Raw genomic sequence first — 24,412 nt, forward strand, 5'->3', positions numbered from 1 at the left:
TTCATTGAGTCTTGGCCTCAGGTTTCCATTTGCAATCAGAAAGGGATTTTATGTCCATTATTCAAAAACTCTGGTGGTTTTTCAAGTTAGAAAAGCGCCGTTATCTAGTCGGGATTGTGGCCTTGGTCTTGGTTTCCGTCCTTAATCTCATTCCCCCCATGGTTATGGGACGGGTGATTGACGCCATCACCGGGGGACAATTAACCCAACAGGACCTCCTTCTTAATCTATTTTATCTACTGCTGGCAGCCTTTGGGATGTACTATCTGCGCTATGTTTGGCGTATGTATATCCTTGGGACTTCCTACCGTCTAGGGCAGATTATGCGCTCTCTTTTGTTTGAGCATTTTACTAAAATGTCGCCAGCCTTTTATCAGACCTATCGGACGGGGGACTTGATGGCACATGCTACAAATGATATCAATGCCTTAACTCGTTTAGCGGGTGGCGGAGTCATGTCAGCAGTGGATGCTTCCATCACGGCTTTAGTAACCTTGCTGACCATGCTCTTTAGCATTTCTTGGCAGATGACACTAGTTGCTATTCTCCCCCTGCCTTTCATGGCTTATGCGACCAGTCGTCTAGGGAGAAAGACTCATAAGGCTTTCGGAGAATCCCAAGCAGCCTTTTCTGAACTCAATAATAAGGTACAGGAGTCTGTATCAGGTATCAAAGTAACCAAGTCTTTCGGTTATCAGGCGGACGAGCTGAAGTCCTTTCAGGCAGTTAATGAATTGACCTTTCAAAAGAATCTTCAAACCATGAAATACGACAGTCTCTTTGACCCCATGGTTCTCTTGTTTGTTGGTTCATCCTATGTTTTAACCCTCTTGGTCGGTTCCTTGATGGTTCAGGAGGGGCAGATTACGGTTGGAAATCTGGTTACCTTTATCAGCTACTTGGATATGCTAGTTTGGCCTCTTATGGCCATTGGTTTTCTCTTTAATATTACTCAGCGAGGGAAAGTTTCTTATCAGAGGATTGAGGATCTTTTGTCTCAGGAATCACCTGTACAAGACCCTGAGTTTCCTCTGGATGGTATTGAAAATGGACGCTTGGAGTACGATATTGATAGTTTTGCCTTTGAAAATGAGGAAACACTGACGGATGTTCACTTTAGTCTGGAAAAAGGACAAACCCTAGGCTTAGTCGGGCAGACAGGCTCTGGGAAAACGTCTTTGATCAAACTCCTCTTGCGTGAATACGATGTGGATAAGGGAGCCATTTACCTAAACGGTTACGATATTCGGGACTATCGTCTGACGGACCTTCGTAGTCTCATGGGCTATGTTCCTCAGGACCAGTTTCTCTTTGCGACTTCGATTTTAGACAATATCCGCTTTGGAAATCCTAATTTGTCCCTTTCGGCGGTCGAGGAAGCGACTAAGCTAGCTCAAGTTTACCAAGATATTGTAGACATGCCTCAGGGATTTGACACGCTGATTGGTGAAAAAGGAGTTAGTCTATCAGGTGGTCAAAAGCAACGTCTGGCTATGAGTCGGGCTATGATTTTAGACCCTGATATCTTGATTCTGGATGATTCCTTGTCCGCCGTGGATGCCAAGACAGAGTATGCGATTATCGACAATCTCAAGGAGACTCGCAAAGACAAGACAACCATTATCACGGCTCATCGCCTCAGTGCAGTTGTCCATGCAGATTTGATCTTGGTTCTACAAAATGGTCAAATTATCGAACGGGGCACGCACGATGACTTGCTAGCCCTGGGTGGCTGGTATGCCCAAACCTACCAGTCTCAGCAGTTGGAAATGAAAGGAGAAGAAGATGCAGAATAAGAAAGAACAATGGGCTGTATTGAAGCGCTTGACGTCCTATCTCAAGCCCTATGGACTCCTGACCTTTTTGGCACTCAGTTTTCTCCTAGCGACGACGGTCATTAAAAGTGTCATTCCCCTTGTAGCTTCCCACTTTATCGACCAGTACCTCAGCAATCTTAACCAACTGGCCGTGACCGTTTTGCTGGCCTACTATGGCCTCTATATCCTACAAACTCTGGTCCAGTATGTCGGAAATCTTCTCTTTGCGCGGGTGTCCTACAGTATTGTCAGAGATATTCGTCGCGATACCTTTGCTAATATGGAGAAACTGGGCATGTCTTATTTTGACAAGACGCCAGCAGGTTCCATCGTCTCTCGTTTGACCAATGATACCGAGACCATCAGTGATATGTTTTCAGGGATTCTATCCAGCTTTATCTCAGCAGTTTTCATCTTTCTGACAACCCTGTATACCATGTTGATGCTGGATTTTCGTTTGACAGCTTTAGTCTTGCTCTTTCTTCCCTTGATTTTCCTTTTGGTCAATCTCTATCGGAAAAAATCAGTGAAAATCATCGAAAAAACCAGAAGTCTCTTGTCGGATATCAATAGTAAGCTGGCAGAGAATATCGAAGGAATTAGGATTATCCAGGCCTTTAATCAAGAGAAGCGCCTGCAAGCAGAATTTGATGAGATTAACCAAGAACACTTGGTCTATGCCAACCGTTCTGTAGCCTTGGATGCCCTCTTTTTAAGACCTGCCATGAGTTTGCTGAAACTCCTAGGCTACACAGTTTTGATGGCCTACTTTGGTTACCGTGGTCTTTCTATTGGGATAACGGCCGGAACCATGTATGCCTTTATCCAGTACATCAACCGTCTCTTTGATCCCTTGATTGAGGTGACGCAAAACTTTTCAACTCTTCAAACGTCCATGGTGTCTGCAGGTCGTGTCTTTGCCTTGATTGACGAGAAGACCTATGAGCCTCTTCAAGAAAATGGACCAGCCAAAGTCAAAGAAGGCAATATCCGTTTTGAACATGTGTGTTTCTCATATGATGGCAAACATCCGATTCTGGATGATATTTCCTTTTCAGTTAAGAAGGGCGAAACCATTGCCTTTGTGGGTCATACAGGTTCCGGGAAATCTTCCATTATCAATGTCCTCATGCGCTTTTATGAATTTCAGTCAGGGAGAGTTCTCTTGGATGGTGTGGATATTAGAGACTACAGTCAGGAAGAGCTGAGAAAGAACATCGGTCTTGTCTTACAGGATCCCTTCCTCTATCACGGGACTATCAAGTCCAATATCGCCATGTACCAAGATCTTAGTGATGAAGAGGTTCAGGCCGCGGCTGCCTTTGTCGATGCAGATTCCTTTATTCAGGACCTTCCTCTGGGTTATGATGCACCTGTGTCTGAGCGTGGTTCGAGCTTTTCTACTGGCCAGCGCCAGCTTCTTGCCTTTGCTAGAACAGTCGCCAGTCAGCCTAAAATCCTGATTTTGGATGAAGCGACAGCCAATATTGACTCTGAAACAGAAAGTTTGGTTCAAGATTCCCTAGCTAAGATGAGACAGGGTCGGACAACCATTGCTATTGCTCATCGCCTTTCGACCATCCAAGATGCCAACTGCATCTACGTCTTGGACAAGGGGCGTATCATCGAGAGCGGAACCCATGAGGAACTCTTGGCCCTGAGAGGAACCTATCACAAGATGTATCGTTTGCAGGCTGGAGCCATGTCCTAATAAGAATTCTTCCAAATTACAGCTTTCTTGCACCGCCTTTTCCATTTTGTGGTATAATGAAAAATGTTGACAAATAGTATAATAAAAACAAAGGAGAAACAGCATGCTGAAATGGGAAGACTTGCCCGTGGAAATGCAATCAAGCGAGGTTGAGTCTTACTACCAGCTTGTCTCTAAAAGGAAGGGTTCGCTGATTTTCAAGCGTTGCCTGGACTGGGTTCTGGCCCTGGTCTTGCTGATTTTGACTTCCCCAGTCTTTCTTATCTTGAGCATTTGGATCAAGTTGGATAGCAAGGGACCTGTCATTTACAAGCAAGAGCGTGTGACCCAGTACAACCGTCCGTTCAAGATTTGGAAGTTCCGTACCATGGTAACGGATGCGGATAAAAAAGGAAGTCTAGTGACTTCTGCTAACGATAGCCGTATTACCAAAGTGGGAAATTTCATTCGCCGTGTGCGTTTGGACGAACTACCTCAGCTGGTCAATGTCCTTAAAGGCGAGATGTCCTTTGTTGGGACACGACCTGAGGTGCCACGTTACACCGAGCAGTATAGTCCTGAAATGATGGCGACCTTGCTCTTGCCAGCAGGAATCACCTCTCCAGCCAGCATCAACTACAAGGATGAGGACACCATCATCAGTCAAATGACGGAGAAAGGTCTGTCAGTTGACCAGGCCTATGTCGAACACGTCCTTCCTGAAAAGATGCGCTATAACCTCGCCTATCTCCGAGAGTTTAGTTTCCTTGGAGACATCAAAATCATGTTTCAAACCGTGTTTGAGGTACTAAAATAAAGTAGTCATGAGAAAATGAGTACAGATAAAAGGAGCAAATCAATGCCAAATTACAATATTCCATTTTCACCACCCGATATTACCGAAGCTGAAATTGCTGAAGTAGCGGATACCCTTCGTTCTGGTTGGATCACAACAGGTCCTAAGACAAAAGAACTGGAGCGTCGCTTGTCCCAATACACACAGACGCCTAAGACTGTCTGCCTCAACTCTGCGACAGCCGCTCTTGAGTTGATTTTGCGCGTTTTGGAAGTGGGACCAGGTGATGAAGTCATCGTTCCAGCCATGACCTATACAGCTTCATGTAGTGTCATCACACACGTAGGAGCAACACCTGTCATGGTGGATATCCAAGCAGATACTTTTGAAATGGACTATGACTTGCTAGAGCAAGCTATTACTGAGAAAACTAAGGTGATTATTCCGGTTGAGCTTGCAGGGATTGTTTGCGACTATGACCGTTTGTTCCAAGTCGTGGAGAAAAAACGTGATCTCTTTACAGCTGCTAGCAAGTGGCAAAAGGCCTTTAACCGTATCGTGATTGTCTCTGATAGTGCCCATGCTTTGGGATCTACTTACAAAGGGCAACCAGCTGGTTCTATTGCTGACTTTACTTCCTTCTCATTCCACGCTGTTAAAAACTTTACAACTGCTGAGGGAGGAAGTGCGACTTGGAAGGCCAATCCGGCGATTGACGACGAAGAAATGTACAAGGAATTTCAAATCCTTTCCCTTCATGGTCAAACTAAGGATGCTCTTGCTAAGATGCAATTGGGTTCATGGGAGTACGATATCGTAACACCTGCCTACAAGTGCAATATGACGGATATCATGGCTTCGATTGGTTTGGTACAATTGGATCGTTACCCTGGTTTGTTGCAACGTCGTAAGGACATCGTGGACCGCTATGATCGTGGTTTTGCGGGTACTCGTATTCACCCATTGGCACACAAGACTGATACTGTCGAATCTTGTCGTCACCTCTACATCACCCATGTAGAAGGAGCAAGCTTAGAAGAACGCAACCTCATCATCCAAGAATTGGCTAAAGCAGGAATTGCAAGTAACGTACATTACAAACCACTTCCTCTCTTGACAGCCTATAAGAATCTTGGTTTTGATATGGCAGATTATCCAAGAGCCTATGCCTTCTTTGAAAATGAAATTACCCTTCCTCTTCATACAAAATTAAGTGATGAAGAAGTTGATTACATCGTTCAGACTTTGGTGAGAATTTCCGAAGAAATCCTCGGTTCTGGAAAAAAATCATAAAAAAATCTTGACAAGGATAGAACAATAACATATAATATTCTCAATAAATCAGAAAAGTAACTATGTTTGATCTTCAGGGAGCCTGTGGTGATTGTGAACAGGTGGTTGGAAGTAGTGAAAGTGGGCTGATTTAAAAAATGAATTTGAAACAATGAAAATTCGGTGCGCACACCTTATAGTGCAACTTGTTGTTAGACAAGGTAGAGATGTAAAGGGGGATAGTCCCTTTATAATTGAGGTGGCACCGCGTTACCAACGCCCTCACATGGAAGTGGATTCTGTGTGTGGGCTTTTTTCTTTCGGTCATTTTGTTTATCTTTTATTAGGACGTTAAGTCGCTTTGATGAACTTGAGTTCTATCTGCAGCTCCTTGCCTACTACTAAAAGCAAACAAAAAGCCGAATTCATACAGAAAGAAGGAAATTTTTATGACAACTAAAGGTTATTTTGGACAATTTGGTGGTAGTTTTGTACCGGAGCCGATTCAGGCTTTGTTGGATGAGTTGGAAGTGACATTTGACAAATACAAGGATGATCCAGAATTTTTGGCAGAATTTCGCCATTACTTGAAGGATTATTCTGGTCGCGAAACACCACTCTATTTTGCGGAAAGTTTGACAGACCACCTAGGTGGCGCTAAGATTTATCTCAAGCGCGAAGATCTTAATCACCTTGGTTCTCACAAGCTCAATAACGTTTTAGGACAAATCCTTCTTGCCAAACGTATGGGCAAAAAACGAGTGATCGCAGAAACAGGAGCTGGTCAGCACGGTGTTGCGACAGCAGCAGCTGCAGCCAAGTTTGGTATGGCTTGTGATGTCTACATGGGGGCAGAAGATGTGGAGCGTCAACGTCTCAATGTTTTCCGTATGGAGATGATGGGAGCGACCGTTCACGCAGTTGAAACGGGGACACGAACTCTTAAGGATGCGGTTGATGCAGCCTTTGGAGCATGGATGAATGACCTTGAAGCCTTCTACGTTTTGGGATCTGCTGTAGGTCCTCATCCTTATCCTACCATTGTTCATGAATTCCAAAAGGTCATCAGTGAAGAATCTCGCCGTCAAATCTTAGAAAAAGAAGGTCGTTTACCAGACTACGTCATTGCCTGTGTAGGTGGTGGTTCAAATGCCATCGGTGCTTTTTCGCAGTATGTGGCTGATGAAGAAGTCAAATTGGTTGGGGTCGAAGCTGCCGGTCATGGACTTGACACAGACAAGCATGCAGCCACTATGACAAAGGGTAGTGTCGGAATTGTCGATGGTATGAAGACCTATGCAGTCTTTAAGGAAGACGGAGAGCTGGCGCCAGTTTACTCTATCTCAGCTGGTTTGGACTATCCAGGGGTTGGTCCAGAACACGCCTACTTCAAAGATTCTGGCCGCGTAGAATACGTAGCAGCGACAGATGAAGGAGCTGTTCAAGCCTTGCTCCTTCTAAGCAAGACTGAAGGGATTATCCCAGCGATCGAAAGTTCGCACGCTATCGCAGAAGCGGTTAAACGTGCACCGAAACTAAGTAAAGATGAGATTATCATCATCAATGTCTCTGGTCGTGGAGACAAGGACGTAGCTGCCATTGCAGACTACATTGAAGCTAAAAACAACTAATCATTTCAAGACTAAAGGGAGAAAACTGTGATTTTATTGATTGATAATTACGATTCTTTTACCTATAATCTAGCTCAGTATATCGGAAATTTTTCTCCTGTTGAGGTCTTAAGAAACGATGACCCTCGTCTCTATCAAGTCGCGGAAAAGGCTCAAGCGCTTGTCTTTTCACCTGGACCTGGTTGGCCGGCTGATGCTGGAAAGATGGAGGAAATGATTCGAGATTTTGCAGGCCGAAAACCAATTTTAGGGATTTGTCTTGGACATCAGGCTATTGCTGAGGCATTCGGTGGAAAACTCGGTCTAGCTCCTAAGGTTATGCATGGCAAGCAAAGCCAGCTACAATTTGAAGTTCCATCCATTCTCTATGATGGAATAGAGAACAACTGCTCAGTCATGCGTTACCATAGTCTTATGGTAGAGGAATTACCCGAAGATTTTGAAGTTACAGCTCGTTCGACAGATGATCAAGTCATAATGGGCTTCCAACACAAGACTTTGCCCATCTATGGCTTCCAATATCATCCAGAAAGTATTGGCACGCCAGATGGTTTGTCCACTATTCGAAATTTTATTGAGAAAGTAATTTAACTGGAAAATTTCACTTAATGGAAAAACCATCCATAAAAGAGAGCAGGATTATCAAAGAATTACTAGCTTACCAAAAATAATCAAACAAGCAGCAAGTAAGAGGAAAGGCACAAAAGGAAGTCTTTCCTTTTTCTTTTGCAGGAGAAAAGCTATGATCCCCGTCACAGAAGCAAACTGAATCAAGATGAGCAACTCTGTCACACTAAAGACGAGAGCACAAGAAGCCAGAAAGAGAAAATCACCTGCTCCCATGCGGATATCGATAAAATGGGCTATTATTCCTAGAACAAGGAAGAAGAGCATAATCAGACTCCAACCACAGAAAGCCATGAGGATTATATGAAAAGTCATCCAGACTAGTAAGGGATATTCCTGATGGCGAAAGTCGTAGATGCCCAAGGTCAAACCGGCAGTTATCAGGATGACTTGACCCAAGGAAATCCAGCCCCAAGACCAAGCTAGAAAGAGGAGTCCTAAGCCTAGTTCAAAGAGGGCATACCAGAATGGATAGTGAGCCTTACAATAGCGACAGCGAAAGCGACCAATTACTTGAGAGATAATCGGAATCAAATCTAGCGGACGCAAGCGAGCCTGACAGAAATCGCAGTGACTAGAAGGAAAGATAATAGACTGCTCTGGAAAACGGTCAATGACCAAACCCAAGAAAGAAGCGAGAATGCTCCCGACAAGAAAAAAATAAAGATCATTCATACTTATCTATTCGTAAAAAATGGGAGAAGTAGTATAATGGAGAAACATAGTTAAGATGGTGAGGCAAAGATGACGATTCGTTTTGAAGAAAAGGTAAGTATAGAAAATGCTCAACTTGTATGCCAATGGTCCAACTCCCTTAGCAAATCCTTTCAAGAACAATGGATGGGAACAATGATTCCTTTTCCCTTGACCATTCAAGTCTTGCAAGATTTGGAAGGAATCTTTTCAATCTTTGATGGACAAGAGTTTGTGGGGCTTATCCAGAGAATCAGGCTAGAAGACAAGAATCTTCATATCGGGAGATTTTTTATCAATCCCCAGAAACAGGGGCAAGGCTTAGGTAGCCAGGCTTTAAGGAAATTTGTAAGTTTGGTCTTTGAAAATGAAAACATAGATACTATTTCTCTAAATGTCTACGAGGCAAATCAAACAGCTCACAAGCTTTACCAAAAAGAAGGATTTGAAATCGTTCAAATGGTTGAAGTACCTATACGAAAATACATCATGAAAAAGGGTAGATAGCAGTCACTTGAGTCAGAGTCCCAAGGATTTTCAAGGATAAGGCAGTTACCTTTCAAAGTTGGAAACAAAATTTCTATGATTTCTTAGATAGAGGAGATAAACATGTCGAGATGTAGAAAAATACGAATCTTGCTCGCTTCTGTACTTGCCTTAGTTGTTGGTATCAATCTTTATTTTCACTATCAAATCCACCAAGAACGGTTCCAACTAAAGGCTTCCTTTGAAGAACAGGACAATATAGCTGTCTTACAACATTTAATGGATTCAGGAAAATATGCGTCTGACATGCGAAAAGCAGGTTATATTGTTCCCCCTGACGGTGCCATCCGCTTGGATGGAGGAATTGACTCCATAGGGATAAAAGGAGACATCGATTTGAAAATGTTGAATCCTAGTAGGGATGAAGTCTCGGTTTTATTTGAAACAATGGTAAATGAGGAACAAATAAATGCCTACTATATTTTAGATAATCAATTAACCCTAAAACGTAGTTACTATTCTCATATTAGTAATCATAAAAAAGAAAGTGTGACCATCTCTCAAGCCAAAGAAGAACACCTGTTAAAGATTGTTCGAACAGAGTTGAAAGTTTTTCTAGATAAGATGTATCAGACTTTGTATGGTTGATGTTACTAGTGAGAAATGGATACGAGACTCTGTGCAGAATGTCAACGATGATGAGAAAGGGGGGATAAAATGTTTACAGAATTGCTTTTTATCGTCTCTTTTGTCTTACTTTTACGTTTGTTTAAAAGTAGGCGCTCACGAATGATTATAGGACTCTTGTATAGTTTGCTACTAGTTTGGTTTATCTTTTCAGTTTTGAACTATGGCAAATACACTCTTCAACCAGGTCAATCTGTCAACTTAAGAGTAAATCCCAGAACACAAGATTTGGAATACTATTCAATCTTCATCTTGGAGAAAAACGATTCAAGCAGAATTAAATTAACTGGTTCTGGTGTTTGGAGTGAGAGAAACGGTGATGTATATTATGGAGTAGAGGAACAAAAAATTATAAAAAGCCATGGTCTGGACGAGGAGGATGAAGAACTTCCAAACAGCCAACCAGATATTTATTTAGTAAAAGATGGAGTTGTTGTGAGTTACCAAGGTGAAAAAGTGTTTGATGCCACCTATAACAAGCCCTACACGATTACCATTACCAACGTAGACAACCAACCAGCCCAATTTGAAGCACAGGTGGTGGATAAATAAGCACGTCTAGTAGTGTGCAACCTTTTAAATTTTCTTTCTTTAAAAGGGAGATATTATTTTAAACAAGCAAAAAAAGCCCTGAAACCAGAGCTTTTCCTGTTGACAATACCTTTTAGCGAAAATTGGGAAGCGTGTTTAGAATCCGATCTACAAAAAAAGAGGACATTTGCGATCCTCTTTTTGACTACTATAGATAAAAAGGTCAATTAACGTTTAGGCTTATTTTTCGTCTTTGTGAAGCATGTTTTTAACACCTTCAATAGCACCTTCAACAGCATCTTTAGCATCTTCAGCAACCTCTTTTACTTTAGAAACAACTTTTTCAGCTGTTCCTTCTTTTTCCATTTTTTCATCGCCGATCATTTTGCCGACACCTTCTTTAATGGAACCTTTTGCTTGGTTAAATTTTTCTTCTGTTGACATGATTCTGCCTCCTTTAATTTATTTACTTAGAATTAGTGTACGCGAGCTTTTTCGTTTGCTTCACCTTTTACAGCTTCAACACCCTCGCCGACTTTTTCTTGGACTGCAGCAACACCTGAACCGATACCAGATTTCACTTTTTCAAATTGTTCTGAAGCAAATTCTCCTGTTGAAGAAGCCACGTCAGTTACTCGGTCTTGAAGGCTAACTGAATCTGCTTCATGCTGTTCCTTAGTTTTGATATCAACAACATTCACATTGACTTCAACAACTTCTAGATCAGTCATTTTTGTAACTTGTGATACTACAACATCTTTGATTTCTTTGTACAAAGCTGGAACATTCTTTTGGTATTCAACAACAACGTTCAAGTCAACTGCAACTTGTTCTTTACCAACTTCAACGTTAACACCGCGTGTTACGTTATCAGTATTGATAATTTTTTCTGTTAGATTAGAGAAGAATCCTCCATCAACATCCAAAAGTCCAGATACTTTTTCAAGTGAAAGACCAATGATTTTTTGGATTACTTTATCTTCATAAGTGAGTTCCCCCTTAACATCTTGAGAAACAACAGCGGTATCTTTTTTTTCTACATTTTTATCTACGTTTGACATACGAGACTCCTTTATTTATTTAAATATTTTTCCTTAACATAATATCCAGCAAATGCCCCTAAGCCTCCACAGATTAACACAAAGAGTGTTTTGAAAAAGCCAAAGGATAAGATAAAGCAAGCGAGAATGACACCTACTAGACCTGCAATAATTGGATACTGATATTTTTTAAACCATTCCATTTTTACTTCCTTACTTTACACGACTAACAGTCTTTTTGGTCGTTTTTGGAGGTTCAAATTCTTTTACTTTAACTTCAAGTTTTACCTCACGTTCAATACCAAAGAACTGCTTTAATCCATGAGTTATTTCATTCTGAATGACAAGACATCGTTTTGAGATGTTGTCGGAAGGAAGAATTTTCCCTTCAACAGAAACGAAACATTTATTTTTTCGGCTATTTACATGGACCGTTGGTTCTTTAATCAACTGATGATCAATAACCAAACATCGAACAAAGCCTTCGATAGCTGAATTTTTTAGTTTTAATGTATCTTCTTGAGTTTCTAATTGAATCTCTAGATATTGTTTAGGATAAAAGAGTATCACTAACATTGAAATTAAAACTAAAACAGATAGGACAAGTGTCCCCCAAAAGATATATCTAGAAATTACGAATTCAAGATAGAGCTGTCTCCAGCTAAACAATTGAATTCCTAAATCACTGACTTCGTGATAATCTATGAGAATAGGAAGGAAAATAGTCAAGATTAAAATACAGAAAATAAGTAGTAGTATTTTCTTTGAGTTTGACATATTAAATCCTTTCAATAAAAAGTTTTAAACTATAATCTTACCCGTCTAAAATATTTAAAATTATAGCTCATCACTTTATGCCTACTAGGTGGATTTTATTTTTTTCCTAGTAGGAATGAAACGACAGCAACAACAATCACTGCACCTGCAATTGAAGGAATAATAGACATTCCAGCCAAGGAAGGACCCCAACTTCCAAAAAGTGATTGCCCAACAGATGAACCTATAAGTCCTGCAAAGATGTTAGCAATTACTCCCATTGAACCACCTTTTTTAGTGATTGCACCTGCGATGAGACCGATAAGGCCTCCTACAATAATAGACCACAGCATAGCGTATCCTCCTTTTCTATTTCTTAATCAAAGAATCAATTCCTTTGATTAAGTTAATTATATAATATTTAAATCTGGAAAGATAATAGTTCGTCTTAAATTCCCTACTGTAAACATGTACTATAGATACAGATAAATAAGAAAAGCTTGATTCTACTGAGTTTCTAAGTGATTAGACTAGTCTTTTTGTAGTAAGCAAAAGTTGTTGTAAGAGGATAAATACGCTTTATTATATGGTATAATTGCATGAAGATTGAAAGACAATCGTTTATTTTATTATAAAGAGAGAAAAGCTATTCATGAGAGATTTATTATCGAAAAAAAGTTACAGACAATTAGAATTATTAGAATTACTATTTGAAAACAAACGCTGGTTTCATATTTCGGAACTAGCAGAATTATTGCACTGTACAGAACGTTCTGTAAAAGATGACTTGTCTCAAGTCAGGTCTTCTTTTCCTGATTTGATATTTCATTCCTCAACAAACGGTATCCGTATCATAAATACTGACGATAGTGATATCGAAATGGTCTATCATCATTTTTTTAAGCATTCAACCCACTTTTCAATTTTAGAATTTGTTTTCTTTAATGAAGGATGTGATGCTGATAGTATTTGCAAAGAGTTTTATATCAGTTCTTCCTCTCTTTACCGTATCGTCAGTCACATTAATAAAATCATAAAGAAACAATATCGTTTTGAAATCAACCTCAATCCAGTTCGAATTACTGGAAATGAAATTGATATCCGTTACTTTTTTGCCCAGTATTTTTCAGAGAAATATTATTTCCTTGAATGGCCCTTTGAAGATTTTTCGGTAGAACCCTTGTGTAAGCTGTTGGCACTGGTCTATAAAGAAACTGCATTTCCTGTCAATTTCGCCACTCAACGAATGTTAAAGTTACTCCTTGTTACGAATTTATACCGAATAAAGTTTGGTCATTTCTTGGAAGTTGAGAAAAATTCTTTTAACAACCAATTGTTAGAGTCGTTCATGCAGGCAGAAGGAATCGAAGACATTGTAGCGAGCTTTGACTCTGAATATCAGATCTCTCTGAATAAAGAAGTGATCGGTCAACTGTTTGTATCCTATTTTCAAAAAATGTTTTTCATAGATGAAGAAGTATTCTTGAACTATGCAAAAACTGATAGCTATGTAAAAAAATCGTATCAGTTATTGGGAGATTTAGTGGATCAGGTATCGAGAGAGTATAATCTTCAAGTAGACAATAAGGACAATCTGATTTGGCATCTGCACAATACGGCACATCTTCATCGTCAGGAATTATCGACAGAGTTTATCTTATTTGATCAAAAAGGCAATACAATCAAGAACTTTCAAAATATTTTCCCTCGCTTTGTTTCAGAGGTGAAGGAAGGGATTGAACATTATCTAGAGACTTTGGATATGGATCGTAATTCAATGAAGGTTAATCATTTGTCTTATACTTTTATCACTCATAGCAAACACTTGGTGCTGAATCTTTTACAAAATCAACCTAAATTAAAGGTTTTAGTTATGAGTAATTTTGATCAGTATCATGCAAAATCAGTAGCAGAGACACTTTCTTACTATTGTAGCAACAATTTTGAACTGGAGGTTTGGAGTGAATTAGAGTTATCCCTTGATTCTCTAAAGGAATCACCTTACGACATCATTATTTCTAATTTTATTATTCCTCCTATTGAAAATAAGAGACTGATTTATTCCAATAATGTCAATACAGTCGCTCTCATCTCTTTGCTTAACGCAATGATGTTTATTCGATTAGACGAGTAACTAAGAATAACAAAAAAACGCTATATAGCGTTTTTTGTTATGAGAAAAGAATTTCCTCTATACTAAACTCAGAATATCCTAAAAATCTTGTCATGTTTTAGTTCGGAACAAGCAAAAAAAAGCCCAATATTACAAGGCTTTTTCCTGTTGTTTAGATGCCCCCTGCATGAATTTGTAAGAACTTTTCATATTGAAAATAAACAAAAGTGTTGAAATATAGCTGATTTTAGGGAAATACTTCTAGGTGTTTTCAATGTCAGGCTTTAAAAACGTGGCAAAAGTGGGGCAAAAACGAATGACTCGTATTTGGTTTGAAAACCTATAATACCTAATGTTTATGCTATTCTAGATATATAGTTTTGTTATAAACAAATGTCAGTGCGAGATCAAATTGGAGGATAAAATGGAAAAACAAATTAATGAAAAAAAGCCTTGGTTTCCAAAGCTTTTTTTTATGTTATAAACTCATTAAAATAACTCCCAGTTAGATTTGGAATATTTTTTATTCTGTGTCATATAAAAATAAATAAAATGAATGGCTATAGCTAGAGCTAAAATGGTTGTAATACTCACTACTATTATAGGATTAGAAGCAAAGATTAAAGAGAGAATCAAGGCAGCCAGATAGAGTGTCGCTTGGACACAGTAGTAACTTTTCGAATAGCGAAGATAGTGTTTGTTACAGGGCCCATTTACTAGGACAGCAACTTGGAAGAGGCCAAATCCGATATAAGAGAAGATGGTTGCAAAGAGAAGATTAGCTTCAGGATTCAGAAGAAAACTCATCGAAACGGTCATCATAATAAGTCCAATGAAAATAGGATAGTGACTGTAAATTAGAAATAGTCCCTTTTGATTAGATTTTTCATCAATAGCATGGTCGAATTGACCAAAATAAAACAAGAACAGAGAAAGCATAATAATGAAATAAAGAACCGAATAAATCGAGAAATTCTCGATTGTAAAGAAGTTAGCTAGCTCCATAATCATCTCTCCAAACGTAATAATGACAAGAAGGGAGATGCGCTCGATTAAATGGGGGAGATTTACCTGGTAATGCTTATCTTTACTAAACAAGATAATTGGCATAATAAATGTTAGCAGAATACTAGCAAATAAGACAGAGACTCCAACGTAAATAGGAAGAAGAGCTGCTAGATAGACTCCTAAACTTCCTAGACCTGTTATCCATAGAAAACCTTTGATACTTTCCCGTTCAACATTATCGGTTGATTTTCTAAAAAATTCAACCAAATATTGTAAAAATAAGGTAAAGGTTAATGTACCAACAGCCCAACAAAGATAATGAAAATATTGTTGCCAATCAGGTCCAATCATATTGGCTATAAAGAGTAAAAGTCCCATTTTGATAAACATGATTACCATGTTAAATAAAGAGTTCTTTCCATAGCGATTGGTATAAACGGTTTGAATCATCCATGAATCAGTGAGAACCAAGACAGCCATGAAAAAATCAAGGAAAGAATTCCAAGTCAAAATACCGTTATGAAGATGCTCAATTAAAGTAGTTGCTTTTGAAATTGCAAAAACAAAAACTAAGTCATAAAAAAGTTCTGAAAATTCTACACGTTTATGTTTAATAAGAGTTGTCATCTTAAGACCTTTCTATTTTAGAAGTACAATTTATTATAACAGAAAATGATAATAAAAGAAAAGGAGATGCTTAAATAACTTCATGTGACGCGAATTGTCAAAACCTTGACCTCTTTTGTCATTTACTTGTCGGTTTCCGTTTTATATAATAGTCTCATAAATCAGAAGAAAGTTGTTTGAAACCTGTAGAGAGACAAATTTCCCGAAAGAAAGTTGGCTGAGGGGTCAGCTGGCCTTTTACATTTGTAGAAAGTTCGTGCGGCTTTGTTGGTGTTCTTATGTTATAATGGAACTTAGCACAAGGAGGTAGAATTTTGGAAATGTCAAAAGAACGCTTGGTGGCTTTCACAGATGCCGTCATTGCTATCATTATGACCATTTTGGTTTTGGAGTTGAAGAAGCCAGCGAGTCTGACTTGGGATGCGGTTTTTGATTTGCGCATGAATTTCTTTGCCTATACGGTGTCCTTTTTCTGGATTGGCACCATGTGGGTCAATATGCACCGCGCTTGGGACCGTGTGGAGAAAATCAATAACAAGCTGGTATGGATTTCCATGCTGTTGCTCTTTTTCTCATCTTTTTTCCCTTACACGACCAGCATTGTAGCTGATAACTTCAACAGCTCTGTTGCCCAGACCATGTATGGTATTGTCGTCCTCTTGGTTACTTTCACCAATGTCTGGATGTATGAGAAGTTATCAAAAGTTGCTAAAAACTCAGAAGCACAGACCATCACCAAGGCTCATAACCGCTGGATGTCCTTGGATATTGTCATCAAATTAGTTGGGATGGTTTTAACCTTGACTGTCTTCCCGCCAGGGGTTATGCTAGCAGTCTTGGTTACCGCAGTCTTTATCGTCCTACCTAGGTCTATCTAAAGGCTTGTCAGCAGACAGGCTTTTTTCTTTGCGCTGTGAGCCTGACAAAACCATCTTCTTAGAAGAGAAAATTTTTGAAGAATTTAATCAAATTAGAGATGTCTGGAAAGATTGCTCATAAAAAAATGTGGGGCAAATGATGGGGCAAATCAGTTATAGACAAGCAAAAAAGCCTTATAAATCAAGGCTTTTTCCTGTTGATTTAGATGCCCCCTGCAGGGCTCGAACCTGCGACCCATAGATTAAGAGTCTACTGCTCTACCAACTGAGCTAAGGAGGCAAAGAAAAAGCTGTATTGGTGCCGAAACTTCACGGTTTGTATTGAACCCGCGCAATTAAGCAGGTGGGCAACTCGCTCTAACTGAAGCTGTTTCCGTGTGAGACGGCCTACATGCTGTTAGAAGACTTTTGTTTCCCTAATAATACAAAAAATAGTCGGTCAACACTTAAGTGTGAAGTCGTACACCACAGCGTTTCTATGTTTATATGATACCACTTTTTCAAAAAAAATCAAGAGGAAAATTTATTTTTTTGAAAAGGATTTCACAAGTCCCGTAATTTATCAATGGTTTCCTTGCGTTGTGCCAAGGCTCGTTCGTATTTGCCAGTATCTTTCGGAGTGAAATAGTGCTGGTCTTTGATTTTTTCTGGCAGATAGTCTTGCTTGACCCAGTTTCCAGGATAGTTGTGGGGATAGAGATAACCTTGGGCATTGCCTAGTTCCTTGCTTCCGCTGTAGTGGCCATCGCGCAGGTGTCGAGGGATAGGCAAATGCCCTGATGTTTTGAGATCAGAAAGGGCCTTGTCCATAGCGACATAGGCTGAGTTGGACTTGGGCGATAGCGCCAAATCAATGACAATATTGGCAATGAGGATGCGAGCTTCGGGGAATCCAATCTTTTGAGCGGCATCTAGAGCAGTTACAGTATGGATCTGTGCTTCGGGATTGGCCAAGCCGATATCTTCATAGGCGATAACAGTCAATCGACGAGCGAGACTAGGCAGATCACCAGCCTCGATCAAGCGGGCAGCATAGTGGAGACTGGCATCCACATCCGAACCACGGATGGATTTTTGTAGAGCGGAGAGAACATCATAATGCCCGTCGCCATCCTTATCCATAGTAATATAGCTCCGCTGCAGGCTGTTTTCCATGATGTCAAGCGTTATATGGTGAATTCCTTTATCATTTGTTGGAGTCGAAAGAACAGCCAAGTCAAGTGAGTTGAAGGCAGAGCGAAGATCTCCATTTGTAGAAGTTGCGATGAAATCCAGCGCATCCTCATCTAGCTCAACTGGAAAATCAAAACCACGCTCAGGGTCAGTTAGAGCTATCTGAAGAGCCTCTTTGACGTCTTGGTTAGACAGAGGTTCCAACTCAAAAATTTGAACACGGCTACGGATGGCAGGAGTGACAGAAAAGAAGGGATTTTCAGTCGTAGCACCAATCATGATGACCAGACCACTTTCTAAGAGTGGTAGAAGAAAGTCTTGCTTAGTCTTGTCAAGACGATGAATCTCGTCTAGTAGCAGTACAAGGCCACCTGAGAATTTAGCCTCTTCAGCGATTTCTTGGAGACGTTTTTTACTATCAACAGTGGCATTGAAGGTCCGAAAGGCATACTTGGTCGTTCCAGCGATGGCAGAGGCGATACTGGTTTTGCCGATTCCTGGAGGTCCGTAGAGAATCATGGAGGACAGGCGGTTGGCCTCCACCATACGACGGATAATTTTTCCAGGTCCTACCAGATGCTCTTGACCGATGACCTGGTCGATGGTTTTAGGGCGCATGCGAAGCGCGAGATTGTCAGGCATAGCAGTCCTTTCTAACGTGGATTTTCTGATGTATATATGGTAAGATGGTAGTATCTATTTTAGCATATTTCCGAGTATTCGGGGCGATTAAAGAATCGCATAGAAAGAGGACAAAATGGCAACATACGGATTTTTAGATGTTTTAGAGGAAGAATTGGACAAGAACTTTCCCTTTGACTTTGAGATTAGTTGGGACAAACGCAACCACGCGGTTGAAGTGAGTTTTCTATTGGAAGCGCAAAACGCTGCAGGAGTTGAGATGGTGGATGAAGACGGAGAGGTGTCGTCAGATGATATTCTTTTTGAGGAAGCAGTGCTTTTTTACAATCCAGCAAAGTCAACTGTTAATGAGGAAGATTATTTAACGGTCATTCCTTATCTGCCTAAAAAAGGATTTTCTCGTGAATTTTTAGCTTATTTTGCGCTATTTCTTAAAGATACTGCTGAGGTTGGGCTAGATGCGCTCATGGACTTTTTGGAAGACCCAGAAGCAGAAGAATTCGTCATGGAGTGGAACCAAGAAGTCTTTGAAGAAGGAAAAGTCGGCTTGGAAGAAGGAGAATTTTACCCTTATCCGAGATACTAGGAGTCTGATATGGAAATAGAAATTTCTGATTTTACAGGTTGCAAAATTGCCCTCTTTTGTGGTGATAAGCTCTTAACTATCTTACGTGATGACAAATCAAATATTCCATACCCTAATACCTGGGAATTACCAGGTGGCGGACGAGAAGGTGATGAAAGTCCTTTTGAGTGCGCGGCGCGTGAAGTTTACGAAGAACTAGGAATTCATCTGACTGAAGATTGCCTGCTTTGGAGTAAGGTGTACCCAAGTATGCTTTTTGAGGGGAAGGAATCCGTCTTTCTAGTGGGAAAATTGACTCCGGAACAGTTTGACAAGATTGTCTTTGGTGATGAAGGGCAGGGCTACAAACTGATGAGTATTGAGGAATTTCTTGGCTCAGATAAGGTTGTACCCCAGTTGCAGGATAGAGTGAGGGATTATATGGAGAGTAACTATGATTAGACTAGAACGAGCAGGAGCAGAGGATTTAGAGACCATCATTGCGATTCAAAGAGCCAGTTTTAAGGCAGTCTATGAGAAATACCAAGATGAGTATGATCCATATCTAGAGGACCGCGAACGAATCAAGTGGAAATTGGTTGAACGTCCTAATAGCTATTACTACTTTGTAAAAGAAAAGGACGAAAACATCGGATTTTTACGAGTTCAGACCAATGAAGAGTTGACAGAAGCTTGGTTAGGAACAGCAGCGATTTTACCTCCGTATCAAGGAAAAGGGTATGGATCTAAAGGTTTAAGCTTGCTGGAAAAAGAATTTCCAACTATCACACAATGGGATTTGTGTACGGTATTACAGGATGTAGGCATGGTTGCTTTCTATGAGAAGAATGGCTACCATCAAACCCATATTGAGCCTGAAAAAGAAGGCATGGATATGGTCTACATGAAAAAATGGATAGAGAAATAGAAAGGATAGTTCAGTTAAATTTCTAAACTGAACCCGCCCTAAACACTGTGCCAAAAAGATAAACTTCTCTTAGACACAAGCGTCTTCAGAGAATTTCCTATTTTGGCTTTGTGTTTTACGGGCTTGGTATCTTAATTATGGAAACATGGCAAGAGTTAAAAGTTACAGTCAAGCGTGAGGGAGAGGAGTTGGTTTCTAACCTCCTAATTGAGCTAGGGGCGCAAGGTGTTGCGATTGAAGACAGCATGGACTATGTGGGAAATGTTGACCGCTTTGGCGAGATTTTCCCAGAGGTGGAACAGCAAGAAGAAATCGTGGTGACAGCCTACTATCCCGAAACGGTTGATGTAGCGGCAGTTGAGGCAGATTTACAGGCTCGTCTCCTAGAATTAACAGATTTTATGGATCTAGGAGAAGTCAAGATGGGGACGACTGCCTTGGCTGAGGAAGACTGGGCAGACAACTGGAAGAAATATTATGAACCAGCTCGTATCACACATGACTTGACCATCGTGCCGTCTTGGACAGACTATGAGGTGACTGCGGGAGAAAAGATTATCAAACTGGATCCTGGTATGGCCTTTGGGACTGGGACGCATCCAACTACTAAGATGAGCCTCTTCGCCTTGGAGCAGGTTCTTCGTGGTGGTGAAACGGTGCTAGATGTGGGTACTGGATCAGGTGTCCTTTCTATTGCCAGCTCGCTGCTTGGTGCCAAGGAAATCTTCGCCTATGACCTCGATGACGTAGCGGTTCGTGTCGCTCAGGAAAATATTGAGCTCAACCCTGGCATGGAAAACATCCATGTTGCTGCTGGAGATTTGCTCAAGGGTGTGGAGATTGAAGCAGATGTCATTGTGGCTAATATCTTGGCGGATATTCTCATCCATCTGACGGACGATGCCTATCGTTTGGTAAAGGACGAAGGCTACCTGATCATGAGTGGGATTATTAAGGACAAGTGGGACATGGTGCGCGAGTCGGCTGAATCAGCTGGATTTTTCCTTGAAACTCATATGATTCAAGGGGAATGGAATGCCTGTGTCTTTAAGAAGACCAAGGATATTTCAGGTGTGATTGGAGGCTAGCATGCAGCAGTATTTTGTCAAAGGAAGTGCTATCTCCCCTATCACCATCGAGGACAAGGAAACCAGCAAGCACATGTTTCAGGTCATGCGCCTGAAAGAAGGCGATGAGGTTGTTTTGGTCTTTGATGATGGCATTAAGCGCTTAGCGCGCGTGCTAGATGTGGAAACTCGTCGGTTTGAATTGCTCGAGGAATTAGCTGACAATGTCGAACTGCCCGTCCAAGTGACCATCGCATCAGGCTTTCCCAAGGGAGACAAGCTGGAGTTCATCACTCAAAAGGTGACGGAACTGGGTGCCAGCCAGATTTGGGCCTTTCCTGCCGACTGGTCGGTTGCTAAGTGGGACGGCAAGAAATTGGGCAAAAAGGTTGAGAAACTAGAAAAAATCGCCCTTGGAGCAGCAGAACAAAGCAAACGAAATCGGGTACCGAGTGTTAGTCTTTTTGAAAAAAAATCAGACTTTCTAGCACAACTGGACCAGTTCGACTCTATTGTAGTGGCCTATGAAGAGGTGGCCAAAGAAGGAGAAGTCGCTGCACTCTTACAAGCAGTCACTGGTCTTGAAAAAGGAACCAAATTGCTCTTCATCTTTGGTCCAGAAGGTGGTCTTTCACCTGCAGAAATTGAAAGTTTTCAAGCCAAAGGAGCAGTTCTTGCAGGACTTGGTCCTCGCATTCTAAGAGCGGAAACAGCACCGCTTTACGCCTTATCAGCCCTTAGTGTTTTATTAGAATTAAAGAAATAAGAGGAAGAAAATGGAACAAAAACACCGTTCAGAATTTCCAGAAAAGGAACTTTGGGATTTAACCGCCCTATACCAAGATCGTGAGGATTTCTTGCGTGCCATTGAAAAGACTCGCGAAGATATCAACCAATTTAGCCGTGACTACAAGGGCAATCTTCATACGTTTGAGGAGTTTGAAAAGGCCTTTGCAGAATTGGAACACATCTATATCCAGATGAGCCATATCGGCAATTATGCCTTTATGCCTCAGACGACAGACTATAGCAATGACGAATTTGCTAATATTGCCCAAGCTGGGATGGAATTTGAAACAGAAGCCAGCGTAGCCTTGACTTTCTTTGACGATGCCTTGGTGGAAGCTGATGAGGAAGCCTTGGATCGTTTGGGTGAACTGCCACATTTAACAGCTGCCATTCGTCAGGCAAAAATCAAAAAAGCCCACTATCTCGGGGCAGACGTGGAGAAGGCCTTGACCAACCTCGGTGAAGTTTTCTATAGTCCGCAGGATATCTATACTAAGATGCGAGCTGGGGATTTTGAAATGGCTGACTTTGAAGCCCATGGCAAGACCTACAAAAACAGCTTTGTGACTTATGAGAATTTCTACCAAAACCATGAAGATGCTGAAATTCGTGAAAAATCTTTCCGTTCCTTCTCAGATGGACTACATAAGCACCAAAATACAGCTGCAGCAGCCTATCTAGCTCAAGTCAAATCTGAAAAACTACTGGCAGATATGAAAGGCTATGACTCAGTTTTTGATTATCTTTTAGCTAAGCAGGAAGTAGACCGTGCCATGTTTGACCGCCAGATTGACCTCATCATGAAGGACTTTGCGCCAGTTGCTCAGAGATACCTCAAGCATGTTGCCAAGGTGAATGGTCTTGAAAAGATGACCTTTGCAGACTGGAAATTGGACTTGGATAGCGCCCTTAATCCTGAGGTAAGTATCGATGATGCCTATGATTTGGTCATGAAGTCGGTAGAACCACTAGGTCAAGAATACACTCAAGAAATTGCCCGTTACCAAGAAGAGCGCTGGGTGGACTTTGCTGCCAATAGTGGCAAGGATTCTGGTGGATATGCAGCTGATCCCTACCGTGTGCATCCATATGTCCTCATGAGCTGGACAGGCCGTTTGAGCGATGTCTATACCTTGATTCATGAGATCGGGCATTCTGGTCAATTCATCTTTTCTGACAATCACCAAAGTTACTTTAACGCACACATGTCGACCTACTATGTCGAAGCACCTTCGACCTTCAATGAATTGCTTTTAAGTGATTATTTGGAACACCAGTCTGACGACCCTCGTCAAAAACGCTTCGCTCTTGCCCACCGCTTGACAGATACCTACTTCCATAACTTTATTACCCATCTCTTGGAAGCGGCTTTCCAGCGTAAGGTTTATACGCTTATCGAAGAAGGAGAAACCTTTGGAGCAGGCAAGCTCAACAGCATCATGAAGGAAGTCTTGACTGAATTCTGGGGCGATGCTATTGAGATTGATGACGATGCAGCTCTGACTTGGATGCGCCAAGCTCACTATTACATGGGCCTGTATAGTTACACTTACTCTGCAGGACTTGTCATCTCAACAGCGGGTTATCTCCATCTGAAAAACTCTGAGAATGGAGCTAGAGACTGGCTCAATCTCCTCAAATCAGGTGGCAGTAAGACACCACTTGAGTCAGCCATGATTATCGGAGCGGATATTTCAACAGATAAACCACTCCGTGATACCATCCAATTCTTGTCTGACACAGTTGACCAGATTATGACCTACAGTGCCCAGTTGGGAGAGTAAGGGAATAGACAGATTTCTAGGAGAGCGATATGAATAGAATCAAAAAATGGCTGGAACAAAATCCCCAAAGAATGCTCTTTATCAAAATAGGCCTAGTCTTGTTGGGAATCATTTTGTTGATTGCTTTGCCTACTCTCTATCTTGTTTTGAGTGGGGTTGGTATTTGGTATTTTGTAAAGAAAGCACCAGATATCCGAAAAAGAAATCTAATGATAGGGCTTTTCATTGTTAGTTTTGTTGCAGTTGCTCTTCAAACTCCGACAGTCACAAAGAAAATTTCATCTTCTCAATCAGAAACTAAGCAGACTGCGACATCTACTGCCTCGACAGCTTCAACAACCGATGCTTCATCTAGTATAGAGGAGGCAAAACGGATCGAAGAAGAGAAAAAAGCTAAAGAAAAAGCAGAAGAAGAGAGAATTGCCAAAGAAAAAGCTGCAAAGGAGTTGCAAGAAAAAGGTGAAACCCTAGTCAAACAATTGGAAGAAAGTCAAGATGCGAGTCAAGTGAAGTCTGCTAAAGAAACAGTTAATCAGATTGAAAATAACGACAAAAAGACAGAGTTGCTTGATAGGATAGGTGCGGTTGAATCATCAATTTCTCAAAAAGAGGAAGAAAAAAGAATTGCACAGGAAGCTGAAACCAAAGCTCAACAGCAAGATAGAATTGTCTATGTTGCAAACAATGGGAAATCAAAAGTTTATTGGTATAGTAAGGATAGAATGCCTTCAAAAACGAATAAAGCTAACGTTGTTGAGATGACAGAAGCAGATGCGATTGCAGCAGGAAAAACTCCATCGAAAACAGAATAA

General features: G+C 40.9%; 26 protein-coding genes, 1 tRNA gene and 1 other annotated feature. Of the genes, 18 read left to right on the forward strand and 9 right to left on the reverse strand.

Going from position 1 to position 24,412, the window contains the following annotated elements; translation table 11 throughout:
- Nucleotides 1-50 precede the first annotated feature (50 nt).
- From FQT28_RS02830 to FQT28_RS02860, 6 genes are all read left to right on the forward strand, one after another.
- Complete coding sequence (locus FQT28_RS02830; protein ID WP_143989349.1) at nucleotides 51-1,796, forward strand: ABC transporter ATP-binding protein; 1,746 nt, start codon at nucleotides 51-53, stop codon at nucleotides 1,794-1,796.
- Complete coding sequence (locus FQT28_RS02835) at nucleotides 1,786-3,528, forward strand: ABC transporter ATP-binding protein (protein WP_143989350.1); 1,743 nt, start codon at nucleotides 1,786-1,788, stop codon at nucleotides 3,526-3,528. Before FQT28_RS02830 ends, FQT28_RS02835 begins: the two co-directional genes overlap by 11 nt.
- Nucleotides 3,529-3,631: 103 nt before the next feature.
- Nucleotides 3,632-4,324: a sugar transferase gene (locus FQT28_RS02840; protein ID WP_143989351.1), complete on the forward strand. Its 693-nt coding sequence runs from the start codon at nucleotides 3,632-3,634 to the stop codon at nucleotides 4,322-4,324.
- A 42-nt stretch (nucleotides 4,325-4,366) separates the two neighbouring features.
- A complete protein-coding gene (locus FQT28_RS02845; RefSeq protein ID WP_185952347.1) occupies nucleotides 4,367-5,596 on the forward strand; it encodes a DegT/DnrJ/EryC1/StrS family aminotransferase in 1,230 nt (409 codons plus the stop codon).
- 34 nt (nucleotides 5,597-5,630) lie between these two features.
- Nucleotides 5,631-5,862, forward strand: a binding site (T-box leader).
- Between the two features lie 162 nt (nucleotides 5,863-6,024).
- Nucleotides 6,025-7,206, forward strand: a complete 1,182-nt coding sequence (gene trpB, locus FQT28_RS02855) for a tryptophan synthase subunit beta (RefSeq protein ID WP_143989354.1) — start codon at nucleotides 6,025-6,027, stop codon at nucleotides 7,204-7,206.
- A 27-nt stretch (nucleotides 7,207-7,233) separates the two neighbouring features.
- A complete protein-coding gene (locus tag FQT28_RS02860; protein ID WP_143989355.1) occupies nucleotides 7,234-7,797 on the forward strand; it encodes an aminodeoxychorismate/anthranilate synthase component II in 564 nt (187 codons plus the stop codon).
- A gap of 51 nt (nucleotides 7,798-7,848) precedes the next feature.
- Here FQT28_RS02860 and FQT28_RS02865 read toward each other — a convergent pair whose 3' ends face one another.
- Nucleotides 7,849-8,508: a prepilin peptidase gene (locus FQT28_RS02865; protein ID WP_143989356.1), complete on the reverse strand. Its 660-nt coding sequence runs from the start codon at nucleotides 8,506-8,508 to the stop codon at nucleotides 7,849-7,851.
- Between the two features lie 69 nt (nucleotides 8,509-8,577).
- On the opposite strand from FQT28_RS02865, the gene FQT28_RS02870 reads away from it, so the two are divergent.
- The 3 genes from FQT28_RS02870 (at nucleotide 8,578) to FQT28_RS02880 (ending at nucleotide 10,251) form a co-directional block, all read left to right on the forward strand.
- Nucleotides 8,578-9,033 carry a GNAT family N-acetyltransferase gene (locus FQT28_RS02870; protein WP_143989357.1) on the forward strand — a complete coding sequence of 152 codons (456 nt, stop codon included), beginning with the start codon at nucleotides 8,578-8,580 and terminating at the stop codon, nucleotides 9,031-9,033.
- A gap of 102 nt (nucleotides 9,034-9,135) precedes the next feature.
- Complete coding sequence (locus tag FQT28_RS02875; protein WP_143989358.1) at nucleotides 9,136-9,660, forward strand: thiol-disulfide isomerase; 525 nt, start codon at nucleotides 9,136-9,138, stop codon at nucleotides 9,658-9,660.
- 69 nt (nucleotides 9,661-9,729) lie between these two features.
- Nucleotides 9,730-10,251 carry a hypothetical protein gene (locus tag FQT28_RS02880; protein ID WP_143989359.1) on the forward strand — a complete coding sequence of 174 codons (522 nt, stop codon included), beginning with the start codon at nucleotides 9,730-9,732 and terminating at the stop codon, nucleotides 10,249-10,251.
- 219 nt (nucleotides 10,252-10,470) lie between these two features.
- Here the strand turns inward: FQT28_RS02880 and FQT28_RS02885 are convergent, their stop codons facing one another.
- The 5 genes from FQT28_RS02885 to FQT28_RS02905 form a co-directional block, all read right to left on the reverse strand.
- Nucleotides 10,471-10,674: a CsbD family protein gene (locus FQT28_RS02885; protein ID WP_045592539.1), complete on the reverse strand. Its 204-nt coding sequence runs from the start codon at nucleotides 10,672-10,674 to the stop codon at nucleotides 10,471-10,473.
- A 32-nt stretch (nucleotides 10,675-10,706) separates the two neighbouring features.
- Complete coding sequence (locus FQT28_RS02890; RefSeq protein WP_143989360.1) at nucleotides 10,707-11,291, reverse strand: Asp23/Gls24 family envelope stress response protein; 585 nt, start codon at nucleotides 11,289-11,291, stop codon at nucleotides 10,707-10,709.
- 11 nt (nucleotides 11,292-11,302) lie between these two features.
- Nucleotides 11,303-11,473, reverse strand: coding sequence for a DUF2273 domain-containing protein (locus FQT28_RS02895; protein ID WP_045616759.1), 171 nt, complete (start codon nucleotides 11,471-11,473; stop codon nucleotides 11,303-11,305).
- A 10-nt stretch (nucleotides 11,474-11,483) separates the two neighbouring features.
- Complete coding sequence (gene amaP, locus FQT28_RS02900; RefSeq protein WP_143989361.1) at nucleotides 11,484-12,047, reverse strand: alkaline shock response membrane anchor protein AmaP; 564 nt, start codon at nucleotides 12,045-12,047, stop codon at nucleotides 11,484-11,486.
- A gap of 95 nt (nucleotides 12,048-12,142) precedes the next feature.
- The gene (locus tag FQT28_RS02905; RefSeq protein ID WP_084946313.1) at nucleotides 12,143-12,379 is read right to left on the reverse strand and encodes a GlsB/YeaQ/YmgE family stress response membrane protein; all 237 of its coding nucleotides are present in this window, start codon (nucleotides 12,377-12,379) and stop codon (nucleotides 12,143-12,145) included.
- A gap of 299 nt (nucleotides 12,380-12,678) precedes the next feature.
- Between FQT28_RS02905 and FQT28_RS02910 the strand changes: the two genes are divergently transcribed.
- Nucleotides 12,679-14,160: a M protein trans-acting positive regulator PRD domain-containing protein gene (locus FQT28_RS02910; RefSeq protein WP_143989362.1), complete on the forward strand. Its 1,482-nt coding sequence runs from the start codon at nucleotides 12,679-12,681 to the stop codon at nucleotides 14,158-14,160.
- A 468-nt stretch (nucleotides 14,161-14,628) separates the two neighbouring features.
- Here FQT28_RS02910 and FQT28_RS02915 read toward each other — a convergent pair whose 3' ends face one another.
- The gene (locus FQT28_RS02915; protein WP_143989363.1) at nucleotides 14,629-15,774 is read right to left on the reverse strand and encodes a low temperature requirement protein A; all 1,146 of its coding nucleotides are present in this window, start codon (nucleotides 15,772-15,774) and stop codon (nucleotides 14,629-14,631) included.
- A gap of 320 nt (nucleotides 15,775-16,094) precedes the next feature.
- Between FQT28_RS02915 and FQT28_RS02920 the strand changes: the two genes are divergently transcribed.
- Nucleotides 16,095-16,652 (forward strand): TMEM175 family protein, encoded by a 558-nt coding sequence (locus tag FQT28_RS02920; protein WP_143989364.1) that lies wholly within the window; start codon nucleotides 16,095-16,097, stop codon nucleotides 16,650-16,652.
- Nucleotides 16,653-16,859: 207 nt separating this feature from the next.
- Here FQT28_RS02920 and FQT28_RS02930 read toward each other — a convergent pair.
- Together FQT28_RS02930 and FQT28_RS02935 are read right to left on the reverse strand one after the other, a co-directional pair.
- Nucleotides 16,860-16,932: transfer RNA gene (locus FQT28_RS02930), tRNA-Lys, on the reverse strand.
- Nucleotides 16,933-17,195: 263 nt separating this feature from the next.
- On the reverse strand, nucleotides 17,196-18,467 hold the full coding sequence (locus tag FQT28_RS02935; protein ID WP_143989365.1) for a replication-associated recombination protein A: 1,272 nt from the start codon (nucleotides 18,465-18,467) through the stop codon (nucleotides 17,196-17,198).
- A gap of 115 nt (nucleotides 18,468-18,582) precedes the next feature.
- Between FQT28_RS02935 and FQT28_RS02940 the strand changes: the two genes are divergently transcribed.
- From FQT28_RS02940 to FQT28_RS02970, 7 genes are all read left to right on the forward strand, one after another.
- Complete coding sequence (locus tag FQT28_RS02940; RefSeq protein ID WP_023935667.1) at nucleotides 18,583-19,053, forward strand: DUF3013 family protein; 471 nt, start codon at nucleotides 18,583-18,585, stop codon at nucleotides 19,051-19,053.
- A gap of 9 nt (nucleotides 19,054-19,062) precedes the next feature.
- Entirely contained in the window at nucleotides 19,063-19,494 is a 432-nt protein-coding gene (locus tag FQT28_RS02945; RefSeq protein WP_143989366.1) for an NUDIX hydrolase, read from the forward strand.
- Entirely contained in the window at nucleotides 19,487-19,960 is a 474-nt protein-coding gene (locus FQT28_RS02950; RefSeq protein ID WP_143989367.1) for a GNAT family N-acetyltransferase, read from the forward strand. Before FQT28_RS02945 ends, FQT28_RS02950 begins: the two co-directional genes overlap by 8 nt.
- Before the next feature lie 137 nt (nucleotides 19,961-20,097).
- Nucleotides 20,098-21,048, forward strand: a complete 951-nt coding sequence (gene prmA, locus FQT28_RS02955) for a 50S ribosomal protein L11 methyltransferase (protein WP_143989368.1) — start codon at nucleotides 20,098-20,100, stop codon at nucleotides 21,046-21,048.
- Nucleotide 21,049: 1 nt separating this feature from the next.
- On the forward strand, nucleotides 21,050-21,793 hold the full coding sequence (locus FQT28_RS02960) for a 16S rRNA (uracil(1498)-N(3))-methyltransferase (RefSeq protein WP_143989369.1): 744 nt from the start codon (nucleotides 21,050-21,052) through the stop codon (nucleotides 21,791-21,793).
- A gap of 10 nt (nucleotides 21,794-21,803) precedes the next feature.
- Nucleotides 21,804-23,600 carry an oligoendopeptidase F gene (gene pepF / locus FQT28_RS02965; protein WP_143989370.1) on the forward strand — a complete coding sequence of 599 codons (1,797 nt, stop codon included), beginning with the start codon at nucleotides 21,804-21,806 and terminating at the stop codon, nucleotides 23,598-23,600.
- A gap of 29 nt (nucleotides 23,601-23,629) precedes the next feature.
- Entirely contained in the window at nucleotides 23,630-24,412 is a 783-nt protein-coding gene (locus FQT28_RS02970; RefSeq protein WP_143989371.1) for a deoxyribonuclease, read from the forward strand.

Source organism: Streptococcus oralis (genome assembly GCF_901543815.1).
Classification (GTDB): Bacteria; Bacillota; Bacilli; order Lactobacillales; family Streptococcaceae; genus Streptococcus; species Streptococcus oralis_CM.